The sequence below is a fragment of the Streptomyces sp. NPDC016640 genome (assembly GCF_043076215.1).
Classification (GTDB): Bacteria; Actinomycetota; Actinomycetes; order Streptomycetales; family Streptomycetaceae; genus Streptomyces.
This window is the reverse complement of the sequence record NZ_JBIBRG010000001.1, coordinates 84,163-100,646: the sequence shown is the minus strand read 5'-3', so window position 1 is coordinate 100,646 and position 16,484 is coordinate 84,163. Positions and strand designations below refer to the sequence as shown.

At 70.6% G+C, this 16,484-nt stretch carries 20 protein-coding genes and 1 tRNA gene; 20 read left to right on the top strand and 1 reads right to left on the bottom strand.

The window, feature by feature from the left end; translation table 11 throughout:
* Window positions 1–2 precede the first annotated feature (2 nt).
* From ACF07S_RS00495 to ACF07S_RS00425, 15 genes are all read left to right on the top strand, one after another.
* Window positions 3–851: a helix-turn-helix domain-containing protein gene (locus ACF07S_RS00495; protein WP_391973106.1), complete on the top strand. Its 849-nt coding sequence runs from the start codon at window positions 3–5 to the stop codon at window positions 849–851.
* A 92-nt stretch (window positions 852–943) separates the two neighbouring features.
* Entirely contained in the window at window positions 944–1,333 is a 390-nt protein-coding gene (locus tag ACF07S_RS00490; protein ID WP_391973105.1) for an ATP-binding protein, read from the top strand.
* A gap of 172 nt (window positions 1,334–1,505) precedes the next feature.
* A complete protein-coding gene (locus tag ACF07S_RS00485) occupies window positions 1,506–2,357 on the top strand; it encodes a sigma-70 family RNA polymerase sigma factor (RefSeq protein ID WP_391973104.1) in 852 nt (283 codons plus the stop codon).
* Entirely contained in the window at window positions 2,354–3,175 is an 822-nt protein-coding gene (locus ACF07S_RS00480) for an integrase (RefSeq protein ID WP_391973103.1), read from the top strand. The genes ACF07S_RS00485 and ACF07S_RS00480 overlap by 4 nt, the downstream gene beginning before the upstream one ends.
* A gap of 181 nt (window positions 3,176–3,356) precedes the next feature.
* Window positions 3,357–3,704: a hypothetical protein gene (locus tag ACF07S_RS00475; RefSeq protein WP_385950964.1), complete on the top strand. Its 348-nt coding sequence runs from the start codon at window positions 3,357–3,359 to the stop codon at window positions 3,702–3,704.
* Between the two features lie 5 nt (window positions 3,705–3,709).
* Window positions 3,710–5,077 (top strand): FtsK/SpoIIIE domain-containing protein, encoded by a 1,368-nt coding sequence (locus ACF07S_RS00470; RefSeq protein ID WP_391973102.1) that lies wholly within the window; start codon window positions 3,710–3,712, stop codon window positions 5,075–5,077.
* Between the two features lie 83 nt (window positions 5,078–5,160).
* Window positions 5,161–5,373, top strand: a complete 213-nt coding sequence (locus ACF07S_RS00465; RefSeq protein ID WP_391973101.1) for a hypothetical protein — start codon at window positions 5,161–5,163, stop codon at window positions 5,371–5,373.
* 24 nt (window positions 5,374–5,397) lie between these two features.
* On the top strand, window positions 5,398–6,108 hold the full coding sequence (locus ACF07S_RS00460) for a DUF2637 domain-containing protein (protein ID WP_391973100.1): 711 nt from the start codon (window positions 5,398–5,400) through the stop codon (window positions 6,106–6,108).
* A 13-nt stretch (window positions 6,109–6,121) separates the two neighbouring features.
* The gene (locus ACF07S_RS00455) at window positions 6,122–6,301 is read left to right on the top strand and encodes a mobile element transfer protein (protein WP_391973099.1); all 180 of its coding nucleotides are present in this window, start codon (window positions 6,122–6,124) and stop codon (window positions 6,299–6,301) included.
* A gap of 15 nt (window positions 6,302–6,316) precedes the next feature.
* Entirely contained in the window at window positions 6,317–6,472 is a 156-nt protein-coding gene (locus tag ACF07S_RS00450) for a hypothetical protein (protein WP_189559203.1), read from the top strand.
* Window positions 6,473–6,492: 20 nt separating this feature from the next.
* Window positions 6,493–6,798, top strand: a complete 306-nt coding sequence (locus ACF07S_RS00445; RefSeq protein WP_391973098.1) for a SpdD-like protein — start codon at window positions 6,493–6,495, stop codon at window positions 6,796–6,798.
* A gap of 101 nt (window positions 6,799–6,899) precedes the next feature.
* Window positions 6,900–8,276, top strand: coding sequence for a replication initiator (locus tag ACF07S_RS00440; RefSeq protein WP_391973097.1), 1,377 nt, complete (start codon window positions 6,900–6,902; stop codon window positions 8,274–8,276).
* The gene (locus tag ACF07S_RS00435) at window positions 8,276–8,446 is read left to right on the top strand and encodes an AlpA family transcriptional regulator (RefSeq protein WP_006134823.1); all 171 of its coding nucleotides are present in this window, start codon (window positions 8,276–8,278) and stop codon (window positions 8,444–8,446) included. The genes ACF07S_RS00440 and ACF07S_RS00435 overlap by 1 nt, the downstream gene beginning before the upstream one ends.
* Window positions 8,443–9,816 (top strand): tyrosine-type recombinase/integrase, encoded by a 1,374-nt coding sequence (locus ACF07S_RS00430; protein ID WP_391973096.1) that lies wholly within the window; start codon window positions 8,443–8,445, stop codon window positions 9,814–9,816. Before ACF07S_RS00435 ends, ACF07S_RS00430 begins: the two co-directional genes overlap by 4 nt.
* A 198-nt stretch (window positions 9,817–10,014) precedes the next feature.
* Window positions 10,015–10,398: a DUF6083 domain-containing protein gene (locus ACF07S_RS00425; RefSeq protein WP_391973095.1), complete on the top strand. Its 384-nt coding sequence runs from the start codon at window positions 10,015–10,017 to the stop codon at window positions 10,396–10,398.
* 175 nt (window positions 10,399–10,573) lie between these two features.
* On the opposite strand, the gene ACF07S_RS00420 is transcribed toward ACF07S_RS00425, so the two are convergent.
* Window positions 10,574–10,645 (bottom strand) — tRNA-Arg (locus ACF07S_RS00420).
* A 120-nt stretch (window positions 10,646–10,765) separates the two neighbouring features.
* Between ACF07S_RS00420 and ACF07S_RS00415 the strand changes: the two genes are divergently transcribed.
* The 5 genes from ACF07S_RS00415 to thrC all read left to right on the top strand — a co-directional run bounded on the left by ACF07S_RS00415 (window position 10,766) and on the right by thrC (window position 16,460).
* Complete coding sequence (locus ACF07S_RS00415) at window positions 10,766–11,275, top strand: response regulator (RefSeq protein ID WP_391961324.1); 510 nt, start codon at window positions 10,766–10,768, stop codon at window positions 11,273–11,275.
* 190 nt (window positions 11,276–11,465) lie between these two features.
* Window positions 11,466–12,506, top strand: coding sequence for an ArgS-related anticodon-binding protein NrtL (gene nrtL, locus ACF07S_RS00410; protein WP_391973094.1), 1,041 nt, complete (start codon window positions 11,466–11,468; stop codon window positions 12,504–12,506).
* 28 nt (window positions 12,507–12,534) lie between these two features.
* Complete coding sequence (lysA, locus tag ACF07S_RS00405; protein ID WP_391973093.1) at window positions 12,535–13,926, top strand: diaminopimelate decarboxylase; 1,392 nt, start codon at window positions 12,535–12,537, stop codon at window positions 13,924–13,926.
* Between the two features lie 176 nt (window positions 13,927–14,102).
* On the top strand, window positions 14,103–15,395 hold the full coding sequence (locus ACF07S_RS00400) for a homoserine dehydrogenase (RefSeq protein ID WP_391961321.1): 1,293 nt from the start codon (window positions 14,103–14,105) through the stop codon (window positions 15,393–15,395).
* Window positions 15,396–15,401: 6 nt separating this feature from the next.
* Window positions 15,402–16,460: a threonine synthase gene (thrC, locus tag ACF07S_RS00395; RefSeq protein WP_391961320.1), complete on the top strand. Its 1,059-nt coding sequence runs from the start codon at window positions 15,402–15,404 to the stop codon at window positions 16,458–16,460.
* Window positions 16,461–16,484: the final 24 nt, after the last annotated feature.

Here is a 16,484-nt window from a genome sequence, read left to right as displayed (position 1 = left end):
GTATGGGGAGTGAACGGCGCGAGCGGATGAAGGTGCTTGGGGCACGTCTTCGGGCTCTGCGTGCGGATGCCGGTCTGACGGGTGCTGCTCTGGCACAGCAGGCCGGCGTGGGTCAGCCGACGGTCTCCAAGGTCGAGAACGGGCGTATGGTCCCGAGTCTGGATGTGCTGGACCGGTTGTCCCGAGGGCTCGGGCTCGATGAGTCAACCGTCGGTGAGGTTCGTGAGCTGCTGGCTGCGGTTGCTGCTGTGGAGACCGGTTCTGGCTCCGATGGGGACATCTCCGCGGAGCTCGTCGTGGATGAGTCGGTCCGCGGTGCTCGGCTGGTGCGCTCCTTTCAGTGTGTGGTCCTGCCGGCCATGCTCCAGAGCGCCGAGTACGCCCGGCACGTCTTCCTGACGTCACCGGGCCTGGATGCTGAGGCGGTAGGCCGGGCCGTCGCTGCTCGGGTGGAGCGACAGAGCCTGTTGTACGAGCCGGGGCGTGAGTCGGTGTTCGTGTTGACGGAAGCGGTGCTGCGGACGTGGCCGGGGACGCCGTCGCTGATGCTCGCTCAGCTCGATCGGCTGTTGGCCGTCGAAAGTCTGGACACGGTGCGACTCGGGGTCATCCCGTGGACTCGGCCGGTGCCGGTGCTGCCTCGTCATGGCTTCACGCTCTGCGACCGGCGGTCCGTCGTGGTGGAGGCGTTCCCCAGTGAGCGGGTCTCCACTGAGACAGACGACCTCGCTCGGTACGAGGAGATGTTCAGCCGGTTCGAGGGCGCGGCTCTCTTCGGCGGTGAGGCGCGCGACCTGCTGATGCAGGTGATGGGGGAGTTTCGCGGGTTGGAGACTGCCGTCACTCAGTAGAGGAATAATTCCTCTGCATGCCTAGATTGGTGTCGCATGTGGGAATACCCTGCTCCTCGTGCTGTCTAGCCCTCTAGACGAGGAGTGTTGCCGTGCTCACCAAGTGGTGCCGTGCCTTCCCTGGCCTGCCTGAACAAGTCGCCGAAGCTCGCCACTTCGTAGCCGTCTTACTCGAGGAGTGGGGTTGCGTCGACGAGGGGGCCCTGGTCGCCGGGGAACTGGCGGCCAACGCCGTACGCCACTCGCTGAGCGGCAAGGCCGGCGGCTGGTTCCTCGTGGTCGTCGGCTTCGGTGCGGACTTCGTGCGCATCGAGGTGATCGACCAGGGCGGCGACAGCGCTCCGATGATGCGGAACGCGACCGGCCTGGAAGAGGGCGGCCGCGGGCTGATGTTGGTGGCGGCTTGCGCGAAGGACTGGGGTGCCAAGTCTCTGCCGAAGGGCTCTTCGGTGTGGGCAGATCTGGTGCGGGAGGGGGTGTGACCACCTCCAGCCTGCTTCTCCTCGGCCGTCGCGCGGGCGGCAGGGAATGACTCCTCGCGGGGTGCCTCGGCGCCGGTCCGGCTTCCACGTGATTGGCGTCCGGTCGGGCCGGCCACTCCTGCCCGTTTCGTCTAGGGGCCTAGACTCTTGGGTAAGGCAAGGAGGTGAGCACATGTCGGACGAGTTGCAACGGATCATGGCGATCGATGATCCGTACCTGCTCCTGCGTGAGGTCACGACGCGATTGGCCGACGCACAGCAGGAGGTCACCGAACTCGCTCGGCTGCGGCGCCGCGTGGTGCAGGACCTCCATGCACAAGGACTGTCGTACGCGCAGATCGCGGCGAAGGCCGGCCTCAGTCGCGGACGCATTCACCAGATCCGCCACACCGGCCCGGCGCCCGAGGGCGCGTTCCTCGGGTCGGGCGCCGTCACGGTCGCGACTCCGCTGCGGCGGGATGACGAACGCGGGCGCACGGTCGTTGCCGTGGACGACGTCAGTTCTGGCAAGCGTCTGGAGGACCTGGCGCGGTCGTACGGGCTCGCCGTCACCTCCGAGCACGTACCGGTGAGCGGAGAGATCGACCTGAACCGCGACGGCCTGGTCGTCGTCTGCGGGCCGCGCATGTCACAGGACATGTGGAACACCTATGCTCAAGACCCTGTGCTGCGCTGGGAGAAGGCGGAAGGCGGCCCCTGGACGGTCGTGGACCGGCTCACCGGCACCGTGCACCGGTCGGGGCAGGACAGTGATCCGGCCCGGCCGTACGACATCGGCTATCTCGGCCGACTGCCGCGCCCGGACGGCAAGGGCTCGCTCCTGGCCATCGCCGGTATCCACACGCAAGGATCGCTCGGTGTCGTCCAGTTGCTCTCCTCCGAACTCAACTCCCTTTGGGGGCAGGTGGGAGATCGCCGGTTCTCCACGCTGGTAGGGGTCGAGTACGACCCGGAGACCAGTGAGCCGCGGTCCGTCGAACTGGTCTGCCCGCTATACCGTCACGACGAGGAGACGGCGGAGTGAGGTTCACCCTCGGTACCTCGCCGTCCACGCCGGACAGTGAGAACGAGGACTTCGCCGCTGCCGCATCTGATGCCGCCGTCCTCCTCGATGGCGCCGGCGTAGGGGGCGTGGAAACCGGGTGCGTGCACGGCGTCGCCTGGTTCTCCGGAACTCTGGGTGCGCTGCTGCTGCGTACCCTCGTCGCGCGTCCGGCCTGGTCGCTCGCCGAGTGTCTGGCCGACTCCATCCGCATCACCCGCTCGCTTCACGAGGACGTCTGCGACCTGGAGTACCGGACCAGTCCGACCAGCACGGTCGTTGCCGTCCGTGCCCATGGCGGAGTACTCGAACACCTCGTGCTTGGTGACTCCTCACTGCTCCTCGCGAAGCGGGACGGGAGCTCTTCCGTCATCACTGACCGGCGTCTAGACGAGGTCGGCGCGCGGCTTCGTGGGTCGGTCGACGAGCTGCCCACCGGTTCGCCAGAACATGCCGCCGCACTGGCCGAGTACCGGGACGCCCTGACGTCTCTCCGGAACCGGCCGGGCGGCTTCTGGATCGCCGGTCCCGATCCGCTCGCGGCCGAGCATGCGTTGACCGGCACGGTGCCGCTTGACTCCCTGGCCTCGGTGACGCTGCTGAGTGACGGCGCGACACGGCTGGTGGACCGCTTCGGGCTTGCCTCGTGGGACGAGACTTCGGCTCTCCTCGACTCCGCCGGCCCGGACGAACTGATCCGCCAGACCCGTAAGGCGGAGGAGGGCGACCCTGACGGCCGGCGCTGGCCGCGGGGCAAGGCGCACGATGACGCCACCGCCCTGCACTGGGCGCTTTCATAGAGCGCCGGTCACTCTGCCGACACGGCGCTCGTATACCCCCCTAGACAGTTGTCGGGGTGTCGCGTTACGGTAGCCGTCAACCCCCCTAGACAGTTGGGGTGGGTTCCCCTCTGCGCTGTCTAGGGGGGTATTCAGCGGCTCGGCGTCTGTGACGGACGCCCGATCAAGTGAGGTTCACAGAATGCGTGTCATCCCCGTGGACACTTCGTCCGCCACTCTGCTGGTCACGAAGCTGCCCGAGGTCAAGGTGAGGGACCGGCAGACCGGCGAGGTGGCCGTGGACCCGGTCACCAACGACCGGCTCATGGTCCTGGAGCTGGTGTTCATCGCCCAGGGCGGTTCGGACATGATCAAGGTCACCGTTCCCGAGAAGGGCATCGGCGAGGGCCTGGTCATGGGCGCGCCGGTCTTCCTGTCCGGCCTGGTGGCCCGGCCCTGGGAGAGCGAGTTCGGCGGCCGTGCCCGGCACGGCATTGCCTACCGGGCGGACGCCGTCATGGTCGGCACTCCTGCTGTGGCGCAGGGCTGAGCGTCATGACCGATGCCCTGTGGGTTCTGGTGCCTGCCCTGCTGGCGGTGGCTGCGCTGGTCGCGGTGCGTCGGCGGCTGCCGGTCCTGTTCTGGTGGCTGGTCGGGTATCCGGTCGTCGCGCTGCGGGTGCTCGCCACGTACCGGGCCACCATGGACGCCTGCGGCCTGACGGTGCCGGCCTCGGCCATGCGCCGGGCCACCGCCCGGATGGTCGGGAGGCAGGCTGCTCCCGTACCGCCTCGTCGGTCGCTGCCGCTGCCGACCGGGTCCGGGCTCGTGATGCGGCTGCGCATGGCGGCCGGGCAGGCACCCGAGGACTTCACCGCCTCGGCCGACCGGCTGCGGCACGCCTGGGGCGCGCACGCCGTGCACGTCCGTCCCACCAAGCCGGGTCGGCTGGAGCTGCGGTTGATCGGCTGGGACGTCCTCGCCGACGTCCGTCCTCCTCGGCGGTGGCTGCGGACCGAACCGCTGTCCCTGCCGCTGGCGCTGCGCGAGGACGGGCACTGGCACGTCCGGGACTTCCGTACCGTGCCGCACGAACTGATCCTCGGCGCCACACAGTCGGGCAAGTCCGTGTACCTGCGCAACCTGCTGTGCGGGCTGGCCCGGCAACCCGTCGCGCTCGTCGGCATTGACTGCAAATGGGGCGTCGAACTGGCGCCGTTCGCGCCCCGGTTGTCGGCGCTCGCCGACACGCCGGACCGTGCGAACGACCTCCTTGACGTCCTGGTGAAGGAGATGGAGGCACGGTTCCACCTGATCGGCATGACGGGCGGGGCCGGTCCGGACGCCGTGCTCACCTCGGACGTCTGGGGCCTGCCGGAGAAGGTGCGGCCGGTGCCGATCGTGGTCGTCGTCGACGAGGTCGCCGAACTCTTCCTCGCCGCGAGCAAGGACGACGAGAAGCGGCGGGACGCCATGGTCACCAAGCTCATCCGCCTCGCCCAGCTCGGCCGCGCGGCCGGCATCTACCTGGAGGTGTGCGGGCAACGCTTCGGCGCCGAACTCGGCAAGGGCGCCACCATGCTCCGCGCCCAGCTCACCGGACGGGTCTGCCACCGCGTCAACGACGAGACGTCCGCCAACATGGCACTCGGCGACATCGCACCGGAAGCGGCGCTGGCCGCCACCTCCATCCCGGCCGAACGGCCCGGCGTCGCGGTCGTCGGCGACTCCTCCGGCGGCTGGTCTCGCGTCCGCTCGCCCCACCTCACCCTCGACGACGCGGCGGCCGTCTGCCGCGACACCTCCGGCCTGGTCCCGGAACTGCCCCGTCTCGACGCCTTCCGGCCCGTCGTCGCCCCGGAGCCCGCCGAGCTTCCCTCGGCCGCTCCTGTCGCACCCACCGCTCGCCCGGTTACCGAGTAACCGCACTCCCTCTCCCACGGCCGACGTGACCGCCTCGCGTCATGTCCCTACCCCTCCCATGCCCGAAATCGGAAGGAAGCCCTGTGCCACGTCCCTCCATCGCCGAGGTCAGCACGCTCATCGCGGACCTGGCCGCGCTCCGGCAGGACCGGACCTCTGCCGAGTACGCCGCGCTCATGGACCGTAAGGCGGATCTGCTGGAGCGCATCGCCGACCACACGCCCGGCGACATCGAGGCCGCCGAGGTGACCCGCCTCGCCCGCGAGCCCGCCGACTCCCTCAAGTCCACCGACTGATCACGCCGGAAGGAGACCGAGCCGATGCGTGCCCACCTGGCCCGCGTGGACGCCGTGATCGTTCAGGCCGTCATCGCCGGTGCCCTGTCCTTCTCCCACCTGCACGACCTCGCCGCGGCGGCCGGGCAGGACGGCTGGAAGGCGTGGGCCTACCCCGTGAGCGTCGACCTGCTCCTGGTCGCCGCCTGGCGCCGGATGCGTCAGCAGCAGCGGGCTGGCCAGGCGGCCGGTGGCCCGCGGCTGTGGTTCCTGGTGGCCCTGGCCGCGTCCCTCGGCGCCAACGTCGCCACGGCCGGGCTCCTCGACCTGGACGACGTGCCGGCCTGGCTCCGCGTGACGGTCGCGGGCTGGCCCGCCATCGCCTTCTTCGGCGGCACGCTGCTGGCCCACGCTCCGCACGCTCCGGAAACACCGGCGGCCCCGGCCCCCTCGACAGCGGACACCCCTGCGGAGCCGCACGCCGTTCCATCTGCCGTCGACCAGCCCGACCGTGAGGCACTGCCGGCGTCCTCCACCGACCCCGGCTCGGCTCCGGAGGTCACTGCCGAACCGGTCGCCACTCCGGCCCCCGCGTCTGCTCCCGCCGTCGCCCTGCCGCCCGCCCTCGTCGACCGCGTCCGGGTGCTGGCCGACGAATACCGCTCGACCACCGGCCGCCCCGCCGACCCGGACGCCGTGCGCGCCCGGCTCGGCCTGCCCCCGTCCATGACCGCATCCGTCGCCGCACACCTCTGAGAGGAGCACCGCCATGAACCGGCGTTTCCGCAACGTCCGCCGTATCGGACCGGTCAACGTCGCCTCGTACGTCGACCGCGGCCGGCACCGCCACCTGGCCGCCTGCACTGCGCCCCGCTGTGACTTCTCCGCCGAGTACGACAGCCGCGCCGCTGCCGAACTGGCCGCCCGTACCCACCGCTGCTCGGCCTGACAGGAGACCACCGAAGTGGACGTTCCGCTCTGGCTTGCCCTGCTCGTCGTCGGCGTTCTCGGCGTCAAGCTCATCCGCCCGCCCTGGTGGCTCATCGCCGTGCTGCTCGTCGGCGGCTACCTCCTCGCCGACAGTCTGCTCGCCCCCGTCATCGACCCCGTCCTCAAGTAACCCGCGAAGGGAGAGCGTTCATGTTCCGACCGAAGATCCCGACCATGCCTCAGCCCACCGGTCTGGTCGCCCCGCCCGCCGTCGTCGAACCGACCACCATCACGCCGAGTGCCCCGGCTCCGCCGCAGGCCCCGGTCACCCCGGTCCCGACCCGCCCGGCCGCCAGGCTCACGCCCGGCGCCGCGCTCGCCCTCGTCGGCGGCGGCACCGGCGTGATCTTGGTCGTCGGCGCCGTCCTGGTCTCCATGCTCCTCGCCGTCGCCCTTACCGCCACGTCTGTGGCCGTGTGCGCCGTCGTCATCCGCTCCGTCCTCACCCGCCGCTGACCTCATCGCTCCGTCCGCCCGGCCTGCTCATGCTGTCTAGCCCCCTAGACAGGCCGGGCGCTCACACCGCACGTCCGCTCTCTTCAAGGAGGAACCCGCACATGCGTCCTGCGGCTCCGTCCGCAGCCATCCGCCAACTGGCAGCTCTCGCCTGGCATGGCGACCTCGGCGCCTACGCCCACCAGGTCCAGCGCCTCGGCGGCTGCGAGCGGCCCGTCCGGATGGAGGGCCACCGGCTCGACGTCCACGCCGCCACCGGCGAGATCGTCCGCGAGATCGCCGACCGTGACCTCCCGGCCGGACAGCTCCTCATCCGCTGCAACAACCGCCGTGCCACCCGGTGCGCTTCCTGCGCCGAGATCTACCGCAAGGACACCTTCCACCTCGTCACCGCCGGGCTGAGCGGCGGCAAGGGCATCGGCCCGGCCGTCGCCGGGCACCCGCGCGTCTTCGTCACCTTCACCGCCCCGTCCTTCGGCCCCGTCCACAACCGCCCCGGCGGCGGCCGGTGCCGCTGCGGACGCCTCCACCCGGACGACGACCCCGCCCTCGGCACGCCCCTGGACCCGGACCGCTACGACTACCGCGCGGCCGTCCTGTGGAACGCGCACGCCGGGGCGCTGTGGAGCCGCTTCACCACCTACCTGCGCCAACACCTCGCCTCGCGCGTGGGCATCAGCCGCTCGGCGCTGCGCCACTGCCTCAAGGTCTCCTATGCCAAGGTCGCCGAGTACCAGCGGCGCGGCGCCGTCCACTTCCACGCCGTCATCCGCCTCGACGGCCCGGACGGCGCCGAGGACGCCCCGCCGGCCTGGGCCACGACCGAACTGCTCACCGACGCGATTCGCTCGGCGGCCCGGACGGCCGAGACACCCGGCCCGGTCCTCGACGGCTACGCGTACGCCTTCCGCTTCGGCGAACAGCTCGACATCCGCCCCATCCGCTCGGCCGACTTCGCGGGCACCTCGGAACTGTCCAGCCGCGCCGTGGCCGCCTACATCGCCAAGTACGCCACCAAGGGCGCCGAGACCGCGGGCACCCTGGACCGGCCCATCCGTAACCCGATCACCGACCTGATCGGCTCCGGCGTCACCGACCACGCCCGGCGCCTGATCCTCACCTGCTGGCACCTCGGCGCCCTGCCCGAACTCGAAGACCTGCGCCTGCGCAAGTGGGCCCACATGCTCGGCTTCCGCGGCCACTTCTCCACCAAGTCCCGCGCCTACTCCGTCACTCTCGGTGCCCTCCGCCAGGAACGCGCCGACCACAACGAAGCACTGGCCCGCGAACGCGCGGCCGAGGCCGGCCACCCGCTGCCCGACCCGGACACCGTGCTCGTCCTCTCGCACTGGCGCTTCGCCGGCACCGGACTGACCGCTGCAGAACACCTCATCGCTCACGGCACCCCTTCACCCGCATCCCTGACAAACGACGACACGGAAGGAGAACCGGCGTGGACCACCGACGTGACGAATTGATGACCGTCCCGCAGATCCTCGCAGAGCTGGGTGGTGTGTCCCGCCGTACTTTCTACCGGTGGCGAGAGCTGGGGCAGGGCCCCGCTGCGTTCAAGCTGCCCAACGGGGAACTCCGGGTGTGGCGGAGTGACTTCACCGCCTGGCTGCGACAGTTGGAGGCGGCGGCGTGAAGTCTCTCGACGTAAAGGTGTGGGGTGTTCGGAAGAGGAACACCAAGAAGTCGTCCTATGACGTCCGGTGGACTGTTGCCGGGAACGTATTCTCCGAACAGTTCCGCACCAAAGGGCTTGCGGACCACTACCGTTCCAAGCTGCTTCGCGCCGCTCATGCCGGTGAAGAGTTCGACACAGAGACAGGGCTGCCCGACTCGATGGTCGAAAAGGCAGCCTCAATGACCTGGTACGCCTTCGCTCTGAAGTACCTCGCCATGAAGTGGCCGCACGCGGCGCCGAACACGCGCAACGGCATCAATGAGGCCCTGACCGCCGTGACGATGGCTCTTTTCGACGAGCGTCCGGGGCAGCCGTCCGAGGAACTGATCAGGAGGGCGCTTCGTAACTGGGCCTTCGTTCTTCCCGGACCGGACGAGCGCGAATTGCCGACTGAGATTGCGAACACCTTGCACTGGGTGGCCAAGGCGTCGCGTCCGCTCTCGGACCTCGGTGACGCCGCGATCGGCAGGGCCGTCCTGGATTCGCTCAAGCTGAAGCTCGACGGGACGGCGGCAGCCGCGGAGACCGTCCGGCGCAAGCGTCGAACACTCGTCAACGCGTTGCACTATGCAGTGGATCTCGGGGAGTTCAAAGAGAACCCGATCACGGGCATTCGCTGGAAGAAACCGAAGGTGACTGGGGAAGTCGATCCCCGGGTGGTCGCCAATCCCGCACAGGCCCGTTCCCTGCTGACTGCGGTCTCGTATGTCGGTGGGTATGGCCGGGCGCGTGGCCGCCGCCTCGTCGGCCTATTCGCCTGCATGTACTACGGCGCCTTGCGTCCGGCTGAGGCCGTCGGCCTCACCGATGCAGACCTGAAGCTGCCCGAGGCCGGCTGGGGAACGGTGCTGCTGAATCGGACGCGTCCCAGCGTCGGGAAGCAGTGGACGGACTCCGGTGAGACCCATGACGATCGGGGCCTCAAGAACCGCCCGGCGGAAGAGGTCCGGCTCGTCCCGATCCCGCCCCAGCTCGTCGCCATCCTCCGGCAGCACCTCGACATGTTCGGTACCGTCGAGGACGGGCGGCTATTCACCAACGAGCGTGGGGGAGTGGTCGGCTCCTCGACGTACTACCGCGTCTGGCAGGAGGCCCGTGCGCTGGCGCTCCCGCCGGCCGTGGTCGCCTCACCGCTCGCGGCTCGCCCGTATGACCTCCGGCACTCGGCGCTGTCGACCTGGCTCAACTCTGGGGTGGACCCGACAGAGGTCGCCGAGCGTGCGGGCAACAGTGTGGAGGTCCTGCTGAGCCGCTACGCCAAGTGCATCGACGGACGGCAGGAGATCGCCAACCGCAAGATCGAGGAGTTGTTGCGCGAGTACGAGTGATCACGCGCGCGTAGGCCGTGAGCCCTCCAGCCCGCTCGGGCCGGAGGGCTTCGTCATATCTCGGCCGTGTGCCGTCGGCCGTTGGTTGCTGGCTGCACCTGTCGCGTCGTGTTTTGTCCCGCTGGTGGTCGGTTGTCCCAAGGGATCTGTCCGGTTCGCGCTCTACGCCTGGAGTGCCGGGCTCGCGACCCTCACGGTATGGGGGTCTTAGAGGAGAAGCCGCGGCGGCTGGGTGGTGGGCAGTCCCGCTGCCCGCGATGCGGGCTGTTAGGGGATCGGGTGGCGACACTCGAACACGAATGGGTGCTGCTGGAGCCGGACATGCATCCGCTGGCTCACACGGTGCCGGCGGACCACCGATGGATTGAGCTGTCCGACGGGCGGGTGACGGTCTACGGGGTGTGTCCGCCGGATCAGTTCCAGCGGTGCCGTATCGAGCACCGTCTCGCCTGCCCGGCACAGCCTCTACCGGATCTGTGGCCGTGGTTGACGACCCTGAGAGGGGAGAACGCGCGGCGGGCAGAGCGGCAGAAGGATCCGGAGCCGCCTCCGGTTCCGGAAGAGTGGCCAGATGCTGGCTGAGGGGCACTTCGGAAATCTTGAGGCTGACCAGGGACGATGCCCCAAGATCCTGTCCACGAATAGTCCACGGACCCCGACATACGCCCGCTCTGAGCGGCATCCGCCTGCACATACGCGAAGACCCCGTCCTCAGCGTTCTCGCTGATGGCGGGGTCTTTGGGCACCTGAATCAAGGTGCCCCCGGCAGGATTCGAACCTGCGCACACGGCTCCGGAGGCCGTTGCTCTATCCCCTGAGCTACGGGGGCGTGTCGTTCGCGGTGATCGCGGCGACGGGTAGAACATTACCAGGCCCGGCGGGGTGGTCATGAACCCGTTTTCGGGGTGGCCGGCCGTCGGTCCGCCGGGCGGGGTGTCGCCCGTGCGGAGTGGAAGTGGGGAAACGCCGGACGTGGTGGCCGGTCCGCGCCTACTCTCGAGTTGTGCCAGGCGCCGCGGGCCGGGTTCTTGTTGTGGACGACAACAAGGTCATCCGGCAGTTGATCAGGGTCAACCTCGAGCTGGAGGGCATCGAGGTCGTGACCGCGGCCGATGGTGCCGAGTGTCTGGAAGTCGTCCATCAGGTGCGGCCCGACCTCATCACCCTCGATGTGGTCATGCCCCGGCTGGACGGGCTCCGGACGGCTGCCCGGCTGCGTGCCGACCCTCGTACTCGTGATCTCCCGCTCGTCGTCGTGAGCGCCTGTACCCAGTACGAGGTCGAGGGCGGGCTGGAGGTGGGTGTCGACGCCTTCCTCGCCAAGCCCTTCGACCCGGGGGAACTCGTCCGGCTCGTCCAGCAGCTGATCGTGGGGCGGCACCCGGGTGGCGTGGATCGTCCGGGGTGCGTGCGCGGGCCCGGGGACGCCGAGCCGGCCGCCGGACACGCCGGAGGGTGAGAGCGGGTCGCGGACACAGCGGAGGGTGAGGACGGCCGGGCCCGAAGGGCGGCGGAGCCGCGTCGCCGGCCTCCGCACCCTCCCGGGATCGCGGAGCCGCACCCTCCCAGGACCGCGGGGCCGTCCACATCCCGGGACCGCGACCGAACTCGTTCGCCTGCCCACCCCCCTCCTCCCCTACGCTTGTCCCGTGACTCCCGTCGAGCTCTCCCGCACCGTGCTGCACGCGGTGCGCCGTGCCGTCGACGCGGGGGAACTGGCGGTGGCCGTGCCCGAGCGGGTCGTGGTCGCGCCTCCCGGGCCGGGCGGGTGCGGGGACTACGCCACCAACGTCGCCCTGCAGCTCGCGCGCCCGGCCGGGCAGCCGCCGGGGCACGTCGCCGAGATCCTCCGGCCCCATCTGCTGGGCACCGGCGGCATCACGGACGTCGTCGTCACCGGGCCCGGGTTCCTCAACATCAGTCTGCGGGACGCCGCCTCCGCCGCCCTCGTGCGGGAGATCCTGCGGCGCGGCTCCCGGTACGGCCGCTCCGAGGCCCTCGCCGGGCAGGCCGTCCGGCTCCGCGCCCGGCGTGAGGTCCGTGCCTGCGTTCACCTCGACGTCCTGGCCCGCATCCTCCGCTCCCAGGGCGCCCTCGTCCGCACCGGCTGCGAGGGCGGCCCGCCCGAGGCGGAGTGGGGCCGTGTGCTGGGCGTACGCATCGACGTCGACGACCAGCCCGGGCGGTACGCCGACGTCCGCCCCGTACCGGCACCCGCCGACCCGCTTCCCCTCGGCCGGGACGCCGGCCGCTGGGCGCTGCTGCACCCGGCCCCGCACGACCGGCCCCGGCTCGGCGACGAGCATCTGGAACAGCGCGAGAGCAACCCGCTCTTCCGTGTCCGCTACGCCCACGCCCGCACCCGGGCCCTGCTCCGCAACGCCACGGACCTCGGATTCACCCCCGAGCCAGGGCCCCAGACGGAGGATGCCCGGCCGCTGCTCCAGGCGCTCGCCGACCACCCCCGTGTCCTCCAGGGTGCCGCCACCCACCACGCGCCCGACCGGCTCGCCCGGCATCTGGTCACCGTCGCCGACGCCGTGCTGCCCCTGCTCCCCGCCGCCCTGCCCCTCGGCGAGGAGAAACCCTCGGCCGCCCACCGCTCCCGGCTCGCCCTCGCCGAGGCCGCCGGGACGGTGCTGGCCGGCGGCCTGTCCCTGCTCGGCATCGACGCACCCGACCACCTCTGAAGAGCCAGCGAAGAGAGCCAGCGAAGAAATGAGCCGTTCCGCACACCCCGCCGGGCCCCGTCACGCCGACGTCCTCCCCGAGGGGCACTACTCCGCACCGCCCGCCGATCCCAACGCCCTCGACCCCAAGGTGTGGTCCGAGACCGTCACCCGCGGGCAGGACGGCGTGGTCACGGTCGGCGGGATCGACGTCAAGTCGCTCGCCGAGGAGTTCGGCACCCCCGCCTACGTCCTCGACGAGGCCGACTTCCGGGCCCGGGCGCGGGCCTGGCGCACCGCGTTCGGCAGCGAGGCCGACGTGTTCTACGCCGGCAAGGCGTTCCTGTCCCGGGCCGTCGTGCGGTGGCTGCACGAGGAGGGGCTGAACCTCGACGTGTGCTCGGGCGGGGAACTGGCGACCGCGCTGTCCGCCGGGATGCCGGCCGAGCGCATCGCCTTCCACGGCAACAACAAGTCCGTGGCGGAGATCCGCCGGGCCGTCGAGACCGGGGTCGGGCGGATCGTGCTCGACTCGTTCCAGGAGATGGTCCGGGTCGCGCACATCGCGCAGGAACTGGGCAGGCGGCAGCGGGTGCAGATCCGTATCACCGTCGGCGTCGAGGCGCACACGCACGAGTTCATCGCCACCGCCCACGAGGACCAGAAGTTCGGCATCCCGCTGGCCGGCGGGCAGGCCGCCGAGGCCGTACGGCGGGCGCTGCAGCTGGATGGGCTGGAACTCATCGGGATCCACTCGCACATCGGGTCGCAGATCTTCGACATGTCCGGGTTCGAGGTCGCCGCGCACCGGGTCGTGGGGCTGCTCAGGGACATCCGTGACGAGCACGGGGTGGAACTCCCCGAGATCGACCTCGGGGGCGGGCTCGGCATCGCCTACACCAGCGACGACGATCCCCGCGAGCCGCACGAGATCGCCAAGGCGCTGACCGAGATCGTCACCCGGGAGTGCGACGCCGCCCGCCTCACGACCCCCCGGATCTCCGTCGAGCCCGGACGCGCCATCGTCGGACCGACCGCCTTCACGCTCTACGAGGTCGGCACCGTCAAGCCGCTCGACGGGCTGCGGACCTACGTCTCCGTCGACGGCGGGATGTCGGACAACATCCGTACCGCGCTGTACGACGCCGAGTACAGCGTCGCCCTCGTCTCCCGGGGCTCCGACGCCGAGCCGATGCTGTGCCGCGTCGTCGGCAAGCACTGCGAGAGCGGGGACATCGTGGTGCGCGACGCCTTCCTGCCGGGGGACCTGGCACCGGGTGACCTGATCGCCGTACCGGCGACCGGGGCGTACTGCAGGTCGATGGCCAGCAACTACAACCACGTCCTGCGTCCGCCGGTGGTCGCCGTCGGCGGCGGCGAGGCGCGCGTGATCGTCCGGCGGGAGACCGAGGAGGACCTCCTCCGTCTCGACGTCGGCTAGCGGGCGGAACCGGCGAAGGACCGGCGAAGGACCGGCGAAGGACAGGCCGGAAAGATCTGCGGTTTTCCCGGCGGCAGGAATGAAATAGACGTCTCACGATCCGGACCAAGGGCAGAAAGTCCGGTTCGGTGAGTGAGACTGGTGCAACCGAGACGGTAATCAGGAAACGAGGTCGGATGATGCGTACGCGTCCGCTGAAGGTGGCGCTGCTGGGCTGTGGAGTGGTCGGCTCAGAGGTGGCGCGCATCATGACGACGCACGCCGACGACCTCGCCGCCCGCATCGGGGCCCCGGTGGAGCTCGCCGGGGTCGCCGTGCGCCGGCCCGACAAGGTCCGCGAGGGCATCGACCCCGCCCTGGTCACCACCGACGCCACCGCCCTCGTCAAACGCGGCGACCTCGACATCGTCGTGGAGGTCATCGGCGGCATCGAGCCCGCCCGCGCGCTCATCACCACCGCCTTCGAGCACGGTGCCTCCGTCGTCTCCGCCAACAAGGCGCTGCTCGCCCAGGACGGCGCCGCGCTGCACGCCGCCGCCGAGGAGCACGGCCGGGACCTCTACTACGAGGCCGCCGTCGCCGGCGCCATCCCGCTGATCCGTCCGCTGCGCGAGTCGCTCGCCGGTGACAAGGTCAACCGGGTGCTCGGCATCGTCAACGGGACGACGAACTTCATCCTCGACAAGATGGACTCCACCGGCGCCGGCTACCAGGAGGCGCTCGACGAGGCCACCGCCCTCGGGTACGCCGAGGCCGACCCGACCGCCGACGTCGAGGGCTTCGACGCCGCCGCCAAGGCCGCCATCCTCGCCGGGATCGCCTTCCACACGCGCGTGCGCCTCGACGACGTCTACCGCGAGGGCATGACCGAGGTCACGTCCGCCGACTTCGCCTCGGCGAGGGAGATGGGCTGCACCATCAAACTGCTCGCCATCTGCGAGCGGGCCGAGGACGGTGCCTCGGTCACCGCACGCGTGCACCCGGCCATGATCCCGCTCAGCCACCCGCTCGCCTCCGTGCGCGGCGCCTACAACGCCGTGTTCGTCGAGTCGGACGCCTCCGGACAGCTGATGTTCTACGGGCCCGGTGCCGGCGGTGCGCCGACCGCGTCCGCCGTGCTCGGCGACCTCGTCGCCGTGGGCCGCAACCGGCTCGGCGGGACGACCGGACCGGGTGAGTCCGCGTATGCCGCGCTGCGCGTCTCCTCGATGGGCGAGGTCGTCACGCGCTACCACATCAGCCTCGACGTGGCCGACAAACCGGGTGTTCTCGCCCAGGTCGCGACCGTGTTCGCCGAGCACGGTGTCTCGATCGACACGGTTCGCCAGCAGGGCAAGGACGGTGAGGCCTCCCTCGTCGTCATCACTCACCGTGCGTCCGACGCGGCCCTCGGCGGGACCGTCGAGGCGTTGCGCAAGCTCGACACCGTGCGTGGTGTCGCCAGCATCATGCGGGTTGAAGGAGAGTAACCAGCAATGACCCACCAGTGGCGCGGAATCATCGAGGAGTACCGGGACCGGCTGCCGGTCTCCGACACCACACCGGTCGTGACGCTCCGTGAGGGCGGCACGCCGCTCGTGCCCGCGCAGGTGCTCTCCGAGCGCACGGGCTGCGAGGTGCACCTCAAGGTCGAGGGCGCGAACCCGACCGGGTCCTTCAAGGACCGCGGGATGACCATGGCCATCTCCAGGGCGAAGGAGGAGGGGGCCAAGGCCGTCATCTGCGCCTCCACCGGCAACACCTCCGCCTCCGCCGCCGCGTACGGGGTGCGCGCCGGGATGGTCTCCGCCGTGCTGGTGCCGCAGGGCAAGATCGCGCTCGGCAAGATGGGCCAGGCGCTGGTCCACGGGGCGAAGATCCTCCAGGTCGACGGCAACTTCGACGACTGCCTGACGCTGGCCCGCGCGCTGAGCGACAACTACCCCGTGGCGCTGGTCAATTCGGTCAATCCGGTACGCATCGAGGGGCAGAAGACCGCCGCCTTCGAGATCGTGGACATGCTGGGCGACGCGCCGGACATCCATGTGCTGCCGGTGGGCAACGCGGGCAACATCACCGCGTACTGGAAGGGGTACAAGGAGTACGCCGCCGACGGCGTGGCCACCGGGACGCCCCGCATGTGGGGGTTCCAGGCGTCGGGCAGCGCCCCGATCGTGCGCGGCGAGGTCGTCAAGGACCCGTCGACGATCGCCACCGCCATCCGCATCGGCAACCCCGCATCTTGGGACTTCGCGCTGGCCGCGCGGGACGAGTCCGGCGGCGCCATCGACGAGGTGACGGACCGTGAGATCCTGCGTGCCTACCGGCTGTTGGCCTCGCAGGAGGGCGTCTTCGTCGAGCCCGCCTCCGCCGCCTCGGTCGCCGGTCTGCTGAAGGCCGCCGAGCAGGGCAGGGTCGACCCGGGGCAGAGGATCGTGTGCACCGTCACCGGCAACGGCCTGAAGGACCCGGACTGGGCTGTCGCCGGCGCGCCGCAGCCGGTCACCGTGCCCGTCGACGCGGCGACCGCCGCCGAGCGGCTCGGTCTCGTCTAGGGCGGACGGCGCCGAGCCGCACGG